10 protein-coding genes are annotated in these 12,913 nt (G+C 36.4%); 8 read left to right on the top strand and 2 right to left on the bottom strand.

Going from position 1 to position 12,913, the window contains the following annotated elements; all coding sequences use genetic code 11:
- Window positions 1-50: 50 nt before the first annotated feature.
- Window positions 51-1,625: a hypothetical protein gene (locus ACYVHJ_RS20185; protein WP_460518500.1), complete on the bottom strand. Its 1,575-nt coding sequence runs from the start codon at window positions 1,623-1,625 to the stop codon at window positions 51-53.
- A gap of 1,150 nt (window positions 1,626-2,775) precedes the next feature.
- Between ACYVHJ_RS20185 and ACYVHJ_RS20180 the strand changes: the two genes are divergently transcribed.
- Both ACYVHJ_RS20180 and ACYVHJ_RS20175 read left to right on the top strand, forming a co-directional pair.
- Window positions 2,776-3,081, top strand: a complete 306-nt coding sequence (locus ACYVHJ_RS20180) for a hypothetical protein (RefSeq protein WP_460518497.1) — start codon at window positions 2,776-2,778, stop codon at window positions 3,079-3,081.
- The gene (locus tag ACYVHJ_RS20175) at window positions 3,068-3,373 is read left to right on the top strand and encodes a helix-turn-helix domain-containing protein (protein ID WP_460518494.1); all 306 of its coding nucleotides are present in this window, start codon (window positions 3,068-3,070) and stop codon (window positions 3,371-3,373) included. Before ACYVHJ_RS20180 ends, ACYVHJ_RS20175 begins: the two co-directional genes overlap by 14 nt.
- A gap of 322 nt (window positions 3,374-3,695) precedes the next feature.
- Here ACYVHJ_RS20175 and ACYVHJ_RS20170 read toward each other — a convergent pair whose 3' ends face one another.
- Window positions 3,696-4,493: a hypothetical protein gene (locus ACYVHJ_RS20170; protein WP_460518491.1), complete on the bottom strand. Its 798-nt coding sequence runs from the start codon at window positions 4,491-4,493 to the stop codon at window positions 3,696-3,698.
- Window positions 4,494-5,390: 897 nt separating this feature from the next.
- On the opposite strand from ACYVHJ_RS20170, the gene ACYVHJ_RS20165 reads away from it, so the two are divergent.
- The 6 genes from ACYVHJ_RS20165 (at window position 5,391) to ACYVHJ_RS20140 (ending at window position 12,074) form a co-directional block, all read left to right on the top strand.
- Complete coding sequence (locus ACYVHJ_RS20165) at window positions 5,391-6,659, top strand: hypothetical protein (protein ID WP_460518489.1); 1,269 nt, start codon at window positions 5,391-5,393, stop codon at window positions 6,657-6,659.
- 110 nt (window positions 6,660-6,769) lie between these two features.
- Window positions 6,770-8,086 (top strand): CehA/McbA family metallohydrolase domain-containing protein, encoded by a 1,317-nt coding sequence (locus ACYVHJ_RS20160; RefSeq protein WP_460518486.1) that lies wholly within the window; start codon window positions 6,770-6,772, stop codon window positions 8,084-8,086.
- Window positions 8,087-8,193: 107 nt separating this feature from the next.
- The gene (locus tag ACYVHJ_RS20155) at window positions 8,194-9,960 is read left to right on the top strand and encodes a TIM-barrel domain-containing protein (RefSeq protein ID WP_460518483.1); all 1,767 of its coding nucleotides are present in this window, start codon (window positions 8,194-8,196) and stop codon (window positions 9,958-9,960) included.
- A gap of 49 nt (window positions 9,961-10,009) precedes the next feature.
- Window positions 10,010-10,975, top strand: a complete 966-nt coding sequence (locus ACYVHJ_RS20150; protein ID WP_460518480.1) for an alpha/beta hydrolase fold domain-containing protein — start codon at window positions 10,010-10,012, stop codon at window positions 10,973-10,975.
- A gap of 491 nt (window positions 10,976-11,466) precedes the next feature.
- Window positions 11,467-11,691: a hypothetical protein gene (locus tag ACYVHJ_RS20145; RefSeq protein ID WP_460518477.1), complete on the top strand. Its 225-nt coding sequence runs from the start codon at window positions 11,467-11,469 to the stop codon at window positions 11,689-11,691.
- An 8-nt stretch (window positions 11,692-11,699) separates the two neighbouring features.
- Entirely contained in the window at window positions 11,700-12,074 is a 375-nt protein-coding gene (locus ACYVHJ_RS20140; RefSeq protein WP_460518474.1) for a hypothetical protein, read from the top strand.
- Window positions 12,075-12,913: the final 839 nt, after the last annotated feature.

Here is a 12,913-nt window from a genome sequence, read left to right as displayed (position 1 = left end):
TTAAATATTAGAAAAACAGACGCGATCTTAAGATCTGATAAAATTCAGACCTAATTGATCTCAATTTTCACCAGTCTTTCCTTAAATAATTTGGCAGCTACTCCTAAATAGGTATTGTCTCCTACTTTGGATATGGTTCCGGGAACCAACCAGAACTTTTTTAATTCACCACCTTTGCTGGATTTCAAAATCGTTTTAGCGCTTACTTCTCCATTGGAATTTATTTGCCCAACACGGATTTCTCTTTCTAGGGGTTCATTGTAAATAAAATATATGGTACCACTCTCATACATTTGATAGATGCCATTGGTGTTAAGAGTAATATCTTTTTGTTGTTTATTAAAATTTTGAATCCAATTGATTTCACCATTTTGAGAAATATTGGTGAATTGAAAATCATTGTTTACATGGTAAATTTTACCATTGTACGTATAGGACTCATAGTACTCTGAGGCCAATGTAATGCTATTGTCTTCGTTAACAAATATGGATTTGATATAAGTATTGGACGGAACTTCTATCTCTTTACCTTTTTCTATTTTTCGTTTTTCTTTCCCTGATAAATAGCTTTCGCTTTGGTACAAGAAATCCATTTTATTTTCATTGGAAAAGGGAATGAATTTTTGCTTGTCAATTGCCAAAGTAAAAGGGTTTAAACTCTGAACAAATAGCCCATCAATTTGCTTAAGCTTCTTATCATTGGAATAATAACCGGCCAACCTCACATCTTTGTTTTTATCCTGAATAAGGGACATCCTTAACAAATACTTGTCCGTATTTTTAAGATATGTAATCACAGGGTCATCAATGCCCCTATAGAATGAATACATAAAGTGCATAAATTCATTGCCTCCTTTTACTATGTCCACCTTACTCAACATATTAAACACCCCTTCATTAGAAAGACGAATATTTCCATTGCTATTTAATGATTTTATCATGCCATATAACTTGGTATCCGGGCCACCCTTGTCGTATTCAGGAATACTGGTATTCATTTGCCATTCTGAGTTCATCGAAGCATCAAACACCTCAACATATGCTTCAGACCCTTCATTGCTCTTACTGCCCACAAAGGAGAAAACGGCGAACTTGCTATTATCCTCCGAGCGAACAATACTGTAATTTGACCTTCTGTCTAGTCTTTTATTAACAATAGGCAGTTCTGAAACCAATATTGGCGCTTCAAAAGCCAAGGTTTCTTGGTCTAGCTTTTTCCTGAACAAACGATTTTTATTGTTAAACGCATCTGAATAAAACAACCAAATGTCTTTATCCTTGTCCTGGTAGAAGAATTCGAAGCTTTTGTCTTTTGCTTTATTCATGACAGTCATCGGAATATCTTCTATTTTTCGGCTTTTCTCAAGTCCATACTTTTGGTTAAGCTTTTCCACGACCAACACACCTTTTGTACCCACTCCTTTTCCATACAATGAGAAACCTTTGGAAATAGCTCGTAGTAAAAAGTGTCCATCATCTACCGTTCCAATAACGCCAATTGTACCCGTTAATAGTCCTTTTGAAGTTGGATCGGTAATTTCCACATTTATCGTCTTCTCTTGAGCAAACAATTCAAGTTGAAGGGACAGAAAAATCAATGCCGCTAAATAAAATTTCACTTTCATTCTCTTAAAATTTTTGTTAAAAATTATTTTATTAAAAACGTTTATAAAAATTAAGGCTCCATGTTCAGAGAAGCTAGGTGCCACAATTGCTTAAATGCTACTCATTCCTTTCCTCACCTCTTCACAACTGTAGAAAAATGAATCTACCTTGTAAAACACCTTCCGGTTTTATCGTGTGGTATCTTTTTAAATTGGAAGAAAAAATAGGTTTTTAGCCAGTTAAAAATTATTCCAATAGGTGTTAGCAAAAACAGTTTTTACCCCCACTAAATTATTTCTACTCCCCTACCTGATTTTTCTTGTCATTTCATTGAAATAGTTACCAGTAGCAAATCTAGGTAATAAATTATTTTTAAACCAACTTTTTTGTATTTTAAATATAAATAAATGTTTTACAATATTTATTTATTTCATATGAACAGGATGCTAGTTAGAAAAATTGGGCTAAAACCTTTGCCTGGTCCCTACTTGGTCTAAGTTTAGCGAAGCGTAACTTAGACCTATAATGACGAAAGTTTTCAACTTTCATCAAAGAAGCACAAACTGCCCAAATCCCAAAATTAGTCTGGAAACCCCTTGATAGTAAAATATGGCTAAAACCACGAAGACGAGTAATTTCACACCATCCCCCAGCTAATGCTAGGGGCTATTGAAAAGGAAAAATGGCTTTTTTATAATGCATCTTTGCCTGGCTCCTTCTGTACTCCCAGCGGCTGAGCGGAGCCGAAGCCATAGGATAATACGTAATGTCTCCAGCTGTGCATAGGAATTGATGAGCCATTTGATCAACTAAAAAATTCAATTTGAATGGGCTTCAGCCCATTTATAGAGGCATACAATTTCATCTGGCTTTAGTCAAAAATTAATGAACCAAAGGGTTTGATTTGTGGCTACCTTAAATTAGAAACAAAAAATCACTCTAAGAAGGAACCTCCTCTGACATATCAGGTCATCACTATTGTTTCTGGACTACCTCCTTATGTTATTAAAAGTGGCTTCTTGTTATAATTAAACTTTTGTGTAAATTAGGTGATTAATAAGTTTAGCTATACCTAAACATTTTGAGGAAATTTTCGTTAATCCATACAAAAATATTCCAAATCCAACCAAAATTGACATTTGGGAATTGTGCCAAAACGGTAAAAGTCTTTTGCAAATATTTATTGATGAACATCAAAATGACGCCTTAATATTTGACAAAATAGCTGGTGCACTTAGCATAATTGAAATTACATCAAATCTTTTACGATTACCTAAAACTAAATTCAGATTAATTGAAGGACATTCAATGAAATGTAAAGTATATGAAGCTAAATCAGGAATTATAAGATTGTACTTATTCCATGAAGAAAACACGGGAAGAGTTATAGTAACTGGTGGAAAAAAGGGCAATCAAAAAGAAGATATTAAATCAGTCCTTCAAACAATTAAAGATTTCAAAAATGAAACCGAATAAGAGAAAACAAATTTTAAACCAACCCTCCTATTGGATTGAAAATATCAATGCATTATTATACAATGCTATTGTGGATTATATGGAGGAACATAACATGAAGCAAAAGGATTTAGCGGCACATTTAAATATAAGTAAGGGGCGTGTATCCCAGATTTTAAACGATGGTGATATTAATTTTAGTTTAGAGAAAGTCATTCAAATTGCCCTAAAAGTCGGTATGTATCCTTCATTTAAACTAGAAAAAAAATCCAATGTGTCAGTGGAAGATTTTGACGATTCTTTGGTGAAGTAAGTTTCACATTTGTTTCTGCTCCTATCGGGTCTAAGTTTAGCGAAGCGTAAATAGACCTATAAGGATGAAAGTTTCCAACTTTCATCAAAGAAGAAAAAATTAGACCTTTTCCACCTCAATGAATATTCAAAATATCATGAGAAATTTAAAGCTTACCTACTACCGTTTTAGTGTTTTCTGCATTGAGTAAACTGTTGGTTGACTTTTTTTATTTTTCTATCTTCATCAAAGAGGGGATCTTAATCCTCTAACCCCAATTTCTAGCAACTTTCTGCACAAAAAGACTTCCTCGATAAGATTCTCTAATTGTTATAACATTAAGCTATTTTTGTAACCCAATTATTGATTTATTAATTGGTATGTTTAAATGGTACCTCTCTTTGCAAATGGTCTCAACAAGATTAGAAAACCAATCTGGAGAATATGGGCTCAGAATTATTTCATCAATTAAATCTTCAAGGTGAATTTCAAGCTTAACACCTTTTTCATTTATCGGTATTAAATTAGAATTATTTAAACTTGGATAATTAGAATTTCGAATTTCATAATATAAAATTCTAAATTCACTTTCGTGATAAAAATAATTATTTTTATAAAAAAATGAATTAAAAAAATTGTCAATTGGAATTTTATCCTTTTGATAGTCTATATATTTAATCCTTCCGATATGTATTTTTTGATTTATTGACTTGGTTATTAAACTTTTCTTTAATTTAAAAACTGTTGTCTTTATTGCAACACCTTCATTTGAACTAAGAAATATTTTCCACATTGCGTGTGAATCAAATTCATTAAATCGCCAGCAATTAATTCCAACACATTTCTTTAATGTTTCTAACAGGTCTGTCACATACAATTTATATCTTTCTGAATTTCCCTTTCCTCTTTGATCCGTCGGAAATTTTGTCTTTAATAATTCACCATCATTAGTAATATCATAATGATCGTTAGCACCCATGGCATTATGGACTCCTTCGTACTTATCTTCATAAGAATCCACTTTAGAAAAGAAAAGGGATTTGTTTTCGAGCAGATCAATAAACTTAGAGAAATCTAAATACCTCCAAATAGGTTTATCTAAATCAGAATTATGAAGATTAAAATTATATATATTTTCCATAAAGAGAAATTAATAATTAAACACACCGGCCATGATCATAAAACCTAAGGCATTTAAGAGCTACATAATATTCATAGAAACACAATTTACAAAGAATATCTAAAGTTGATATGATAACTTCTCTACATAAATATTAAACCCAATAGTCGAAGCTACAAATAGCCGAAATGTTACACTAGTTTTTGTTCCAAAGATATGAAATTATTAAATATTTGCTTCTTCACGTACGTCCAAATATACTGTTTAATTTGGATGAATTAGCTAATACCAACATTAAACTCGCAATAGTTAAAGTTAACAGTGATTTGCAGTCAAACTTGGAAAGATGTTTAATCTCATTATTTAAATCATCCAGTAATAATCTATAATTATTTTTCATGGTTTCAATTGGGATTTTAATCCGAGAGGATAAATTATTTAAGTTAAACAATTCTCTAAAAATCAAATGTATCAAGTACAATCTCTTTAAAAACGTCAGAAAGTTTTTATTTATTTGTATTAGTTATTCATAAGAATAACGCCCATTTACGAATAAAGTACACTCTTCACTTAATTAATTTTAAATCCCCACTAAACTAACTAAGTTTTTATATTTTTAAAAGCACTTCTTACGATAACAAAATAAATCACTTTGTTTTTTTTATAGGATTTCATCATTCAGGCACAACATCCCATCTTAAATTAACTAAAAACTGAAATCGATATCAACAATTCAATTACTTCAATAGCCATCAATCTGCTTAATTTATGAGCTCCCGATTACAGATAACCATTTCATCCCATAAAATTCAAATAAAAAAAATCCACAAGCCGATAATCTACGCAAACCGAGTAGTACTAAACCTATAATTTCACGTAATCTAAGTGAACCTTTGAGGTTTAACGTTATCAAAACCCATGAATAAACTAGTTTACCTACTCGCCTTTATTCTTTTTTGTTCCTCCACCATTTCTGCACAGGAATTGAAAGTGGGGGCAGCCCTTCGGGTAACCACTCCTGATCCATTGATTCCCGTTTCCGGCGGTGTGGGAACGCCGAGTCCGGCAACGGAGAAAAAGGGAGATCTTTATGTTCGCGCCATGGTGATGGAACAGAACGGCGTCAGGGTAGCCATTGTTGGTATAGACAACCTGGGATGGCCTGCTGTGCTTGGCGACCAATCACGGGCTCTAATCAAAGGCATCCCACCTGAAAATATCCTCATCGGAGCTACCCATACCCACAGTGCACCCGATGCTTATGGTTTTCCCAATGAAAAAGGAGAAGTACTGGCAGATTTTGACTACCTAGAATGGTGTGTCAAGCAGGTAGCCAACGCAGTAAATGAAGCCTTGGAAAACATGGAGCCTGCTGCATTAAAAATCGCCGTGGGAGAAGCTAAGGGAAAAATTGCTTACAATTATTATGCTCCGGATCTTTATGATCCTCGTTGCGGCGTTATACAGGCTTTCGGCACTTCGGGAAAGAACAAAGACAAAGCCATAGCCACAATGGTCAATTATGCCATCCATCCAGAAGTCATTGGCAATAAAAAAGGCATTTTGTCGCCGGATCTGTGTGGCCCCTTATACAATCGCATTGAAGCCAAAGCAGGTGGAATGGCGATTTTCATGAATGGTGCTCAGGGAGGCATGGTAACGGCGGATAACAGAAGACCAGAAGGCAAAGAAGCCGGTGATTGGGAAGAGTGTATCCGCATTGGAGAATTATTGGCAGACCAGGCCCTGGCAATCGTGGACAAAGCGCCTCTGCAAACAGGCCCCTTATTGTCTAGCCACTCAAAGGAAATCAAATTACCAGTGACCTCTCCACTGATGAAAATGCTGATAGACCACTCCGAATTAGGATTAAAAGTTTCCGAAGACTATATGCTTAAAACAAGGGTAAATCTATTAAACATTGGCTCTGCCCAAATCCTTACCATCCCCGGAGAGGCACTACCAAATATTGGTTATTACTTGAAAAGAAAGATGAAAACAGACCAACCATTTTTGTTTGGTCTGACCAATGATGCCTTTGGTTACATGCTTACCAAAGTGGATTTCGATAGTTTCAAACGCTATGAATACATCAGTAAAACAAGTCTAGGTGAGGAAACTGCTGAGATCTATATAGAAGAAGCGCTTCAATTGATTGAAGCGAGTCCGGGTGCTGAAAACCAATAATAAAAATAACTAGGGGGCAAATTTAATATCAATCAGAAGCGCTATTTCTGAGCTTTAAGTAGAGAAGCGCGGAAATTCGATTAGCTTTCTTCAAAACTTAAATTAGCAACATGAGTACTACAGCCAAAATAATAAAATGGTTTAAGTATCTGTTTTTAGGGACAATGGTGCTTCTTATATTGCTGTTCTTGGTAAAAATCAGTCCTGCCCTTTGGAACCGGTGGGTAACTTATCCGGGCTTGGAACAAGCCAGAAATGAGCTATGGCAAAAATACCGAAAACCACCAGAGGTTATTCCAATGCAATTGTATAAAGGGGCAGTTCATTCCCATACTTTCTGGTCTCACGACAGCCGGGGTTTGCTTCCTGAAATAATGGATGGAGCAAAAAAAGCCGAACTGCGGTTTATTTTCAATTCAGACCACAAACGCAATCAGTTGGACACCTTTCCAAGAGGTTACCAGGGAGTTTATGAAGGCATCATCATTGAGTCGGGCACAGAACATAGGTCCGGCCTGATGATCAGCCCATTTGACAGTACAGTTATTGACTGGAATAGACCTGAAACTGAGATTATCCGAGAGGTAGTAGAAAATGATGGTTTGGCCATTTATGTGCATTCGGAAGATGAACACGATTGGAACAACACGGATTATCAGGCCATGGAAATTTACAATATCCATACAGACATGAAGGATGAAGAAAGTATATTGCCTATCCTACTCAACAGGTTAATGAATCCGAAAAAATATACCCATTGGATGTTCAGGGATCTTTATGATGAACAAACGGAAATATTGGCCAAGTGGGACCGACTAAACCAAGATCGAAAGATTGTAGGGGTAGCCGGAGTAGACGCTCACAACAATCAAAATTTCAGGGCCAGGCACCTTGCCGATGGAAAAATAGAATGGGTTGGCCCCAATGCAGATACGATGGTAGTGAGAAAGGCCAATTGGTTTGATAAATTGTTAATGGGAGAAGAAGATCAATATGGTTGGGCATTTAAATGGGAGTTGGATCCCTATTTCAACTCTTTTAACCATGCTACCAACTATGTCTATTGCGACACCTTTATCAATGTTAATATTCGGGATCATATTAAAATGGGCCATGTCTTTGTATCCTTTGAAAGTTTGGCCAAAGGGGAAGGATTTCAGTATTTTGCGGTAAATGAAACAGATAGCTTAACCGCTATTTTAGGTGATTCAGTAAGTCTGGCTGCGGCCAATAAATTAAAGGTACTTTCCCCATTTCCTGTTAAATTTCAGCTTTATCAAAATGGTGAGCTAATAGAAGAGACCGAGGAAAATTACAATTATGAATATAGGATTCGAAACAAAGGCAATTACCGAATAGTGGCAAGGCTTGAGCTGAAAAAAGAATGGATCCCATGGATTTATACCAATCCTATTTATGTATATTGAGATGATCCCATAGCTTTAAAGAAATAAAGCATTGGCATACTTAAGTGCCTACAAAAATATTGACACTACTAAAATAAAACATTGCAAGTTCCCAACAGAAGGTAAACATGAAGAAGTTTTTTAAGATTATAATGCTCCTGCTTTTTTCTCTATTTGTAATGGCTTACTTCTATATTCTATTCCCTCTTTGGGGATATCCCTTTAATGCGCAAAGGCATGGACAATTGCCTTTAACTCCTGCCTGGGCCTTGGAATGCTGGTTGTGGGAAGACGATGTAAATACTGCGGCTTATGTTGATGAACTATTAGAAGGTTACAAAGAACACGACATTCCCGTTAGGACCATTCTTATTGACAGTCCCTGGGCCTACAGGTACAATGACTTCGAAGTAGACACCACACTTTATCCGGATTATAAAAACTGGTTCTTTAAGCTTCAAGACGATGGGTATCGTGTAGTGTTATGGATGACAACCATGGTCAATAGTTATAACAAAGACCTTCAACTGAAAGAAGATCCTACCTGGTTTGAAGAAGCAAAATCCAAAGGATACCTTGTCTCTGACGGGGTAGAGAACAAATGGTGGAAAGGAAAAGGAGGATTTATTGATTATACGAATCCTGAGGCCATGAAATGGTGGCGTGGCATGCAACAGGAGGTATTTGATTTAGGAATAGATGGCTGGAAGCTGGATGGTACGGCCACCTTATTTTGGAAAAATATTGCAGGGATCCCCTTCTTCTACAAAAAAACTGCCTCAGGTCTTATGACCACGCGAACTTATATGGACCATTATTACCGAGATGAATACCGGCATGGGTTGACACAGAACCCTGAATTTGTCACCTTGTCAAGGTCCATAGACCGAGGTTTTCATCCGGAAGGATTTGCTCCCTTTGATGCTTCACCGGTAAACTGGGTAGGTGACCAAACACATGAATGGGTGACCAGCGAGATGCTGGAAGAAGCCATAGAAGATAAGGTAGACATTGCACTGGAAGGTATTCAGGGTTTTGAATCCGCGATTACAAGCATCCTAAAAAGTGCTGATATGGGGTACAATATCATAGGGTCTGATATTGGGGGATTTTCGGGAAATAAAATCCCAGCGAGGTTATACATTAGGTGGGCGCAATTTTCTGCATTCAATGGCTTGTTTCTGAATGGCGGACATGGGGAACGAAGGCTTTGGAAACGCAGTGAGGAAGAATTAAAGATCATTCGAGAATACTCTTGGTTGCATACCGAGTTGGTTCCCTACATGTATCATTATGTGGTTACAGCCCATAAAGGCGGAAGGGTACTCATGCAACCCCTGGAAGGAAAATATCATTATATGTTTGGGGAAAGTCTTTTGGTTGCACCTATTTATCAGGACAGATTGAAAAATGAAGTCAAGCTTCCTGAAGGGAAGTGGCGCTATTGGTTTGATGACACAAAACTAATCGAAGGGCCCACCAGTTTTGAACAGGTATTTCCATTGGAAGAATACCCGGTTTTTATCAAAGAAGGAGCCATCGTGCCAATGCATATCAAGCGAGCTTATACCGGGATAGGCAAAGTAGAAGATGAAGGTTATTTGACTTTCCTAATATATCCAGATCTGGAAGAATCCAATTTTGAGGTATTTAGGGAAAAGGATAAAAGCACGGTCTTGACTTATAAAAACTCAGGAAAAAACTTACAGGTTGAAATTTCTGGAAAACAAATTCCACATATCCTCAATATCGCCTCCCAAGACAAACCTTCAAATATAACTTTGGATGGAAAACTACGCTTAGAAGGAGTTGATTATGAATACAACCCGGAGACAAAAAAATTAAAAATTAAAACCTCAACTTACAGCAAAGGCCAATACCTTATCCAATATTAACCCAAATCCTATGGACAAACATTGCTTAATTAAGATCAAACATCGCATTATGAAAAATACATTTCTTTTACTATTTACCTTATTCAGTTTGTTGGGATGCAAAACTGCTGCTACAGACCCAGACCGCCCACTCAAAGCACCCAAGGGATACATGAATGAAACGCTCCTCAAAATGGCCTACGGTTCGGGAATGTTGGAATTAATCGATTCGAAACCTCCAGTACCGGATGATTTAGAGGCAATAAAAGATGTAACTTATAAAACCATTGGAGATGTTGACTTACAATTGGATATCTACAAACAGAAAGGCTTGAAAGCTCCTGCCCCTACGATGGTATTTATCCATGGTGGAGCTTGGAAAAAAGGTAAAAGACAGGATTATTTGCCCTATATGATCGATTACGCCCAAAAAGGTTATGTTACGGTAACCCTCTCCTACAGGCTATCAGGTGTTGCGAAATTTCCGGCAGCTGCCCAGGATGTCAACTGTGGAATCAAATGGGTCAAACAACATGCGGCTGATTATGGCATTGACCCGGATCGCATGGCGCTGATCGGAGGCTCTGCGGGTGGACACCTTTCACTTTTGCTCGGTTATGGAGGGGATGAGGAACTATTCAACCAAGATTGTAAGGAGCTTGGTACAGATAGTAAGGTAAAGGCGATTGTAGATTTTTATGGGCCGGTAGACATCACTACTCCTTATGCCATCACCACAGAGCAGGTACTTAGTTTTATGGGCGCTACTTATGAAGAAATCCCTGAGATGTACAAACTTGCCTCACCAAGTACCTTTATCAGCCCCGATGATCCTCCTACTTTAATTTTCCAAGGAACCATCGACTCCTTGGTCCCTGTCAGCCAATCCGACTCCCTTGCCAGCTGGTTAAATCAGGCCGGTGTTGAACATGATTACCACCGACTCAAAGGCTGGCCCCATACCATGGATGCTGCCAAAAAAGTGAATGAGTATGCCCAATTTTATATTGATGCTTTTTTAGAGAAGTATTTATGATTCAGGAATAGATATTCCTGCTCCAAACCGTAAAGCCCCTAGGCCGGTTAAAAATATATGAATGTCAGCAACCCCTTTTAAGCTGTAAATCATTAAATTCGTTAGTTTATTATTTGAGTTATATTAAACTGCATCCCTTCATCTCTACCAAGAGGAAAAAAAGGATTAATAAGGGTAACTCGGCTTATTGAACACAGTAGTCTGTAGGAATGAAATAACAAAAATAATTTGAAATTTAATTCATTGTTATTATCTTAAAAACAGCATTCGAACAATAAATACGTTTGATGGTACCAACATTTGAGATATTGTTTTAATATCCAATGTTGGTTTAGTAGTTTTTTCTTCAAGCCATTTTACTAAATTTAGGTTTGTTTTTGTAAAAATCGAAAGGTTGGATTATCCCCAATTCAGTCGTCAGCACTTAGTAGCCTTTTGATAAAGTGTTCAATAGCGAAATGGCCAATTTTAATCTATAAATTGGTAATAAAATGCTTACTACAAAATTTAAAACAATTTTAATCATTTTCTCAATATTTTTCATTTCTTCCTGTGATGAAAATTTAAATGATTCCCAGACTTTTGATAGCTTTGAAATTCAAGAAAAAGACCTTCTTTCTCATAATGAATTAAAAAATATTATTGGAAATATTGCAGAAACACAGTATGAATTTAAAAACGGAAGAATAATTGCCGATATTCTGGAAAAAAAATAAAACATTCTTTGAATCCTCTAATCAAAAATGGGAGAAATTTGCACAACAAATTAATAAATAAACTTGATAGAAATGGGGATCTAAATAAAATGTCTACCGAGGAAATAAGAGCGATTAAAGATTTTTCTGATCAACAACTCGCAGAACTTTCTTTTGCGATAAATTACTCGAACTACAACTTTTCTATCGACCCAAGGATTCGTTCATGTCTCAATACTGCGATAGGCATTACAGGAATGTATGATTTAATGAGAAATACCCGAGCTTTAGGTAGTGTTCAAACCACAGTTAAAGCTTTACGTTTAGTCGGACGCAGAGCACTGGGATGGATTGGTGTAGGACTAATGATTTTGGATTTTACTGATTGTTACTATGCTTTATAAGAAAAAAAGTGAACGTTTAATCAATTCATGGAATAGCAACACCTCAATCTTTACTATATTGATGTATGTCCTATATGGTATCTTTTACAGGTTTTTAGATCTTCCAGTACTATTTTATTTTCTATCTTTCTTTACCCTTATCAACGTCTTTGCCATTATTTGGCTCTTATCATTGATATTCAAAAATACAGCTGGTAGTCTATTTAAAGACAAGCGTCTTGGATTTGCTTCTTTGAGACTTATCTTAAACTCCTTGCTATTCTTTCTGATTATTACCGCCGCAATTAGCGGATAAAAGGAATCTCTTAAAGGTCTCGAAATAAATGGAAAATGAAACAAAAGCGAATAAAATTTGCAAAAAGGATATCGGTAAAAAAAAATAATCCCTGATTCTAAAACATTTAAAATAGTAAGATTAGACCCCTAAATTGGGTAGAGATTTCAACGGTATCGTTGTAAGAAAAGGCAACAATACCGGCAAAACCCTGTCACATAATATTGGCTACCTAGGGCCAATAACTTAGGCTGAGGTATTATCGTCAGTGCGAGGGAGTAATTGCGTACAAAAATGGTAAAGTAAATCAGCACTGGGACTGCGGCAGTCTGTGGGAATAGGTATACGTCCTATGGTATCCAATGATCCTATTCGAAATCTTTACACTGGCGTTCAAATCAGATTGCTTCGCTTTGGCTCGCAATGACAATAGGAACAATTCGTCACTGCGAGGGAGCAAATGTGTACAAGAAGTTTACAAGAAGCCCCTTTGCAACTGCGGCAGTCCGGTAGAATAAGTACAAATTTCAAATGATATAATTACCCAATTTGACATCCTTCGATG

The sequence above is a fragment of the Cyclobacterium sediminis genome (assembly GCF_054781075.1).
This window is presented reverse-complemented; position numbering and strand designations above follow the sequence as displayed.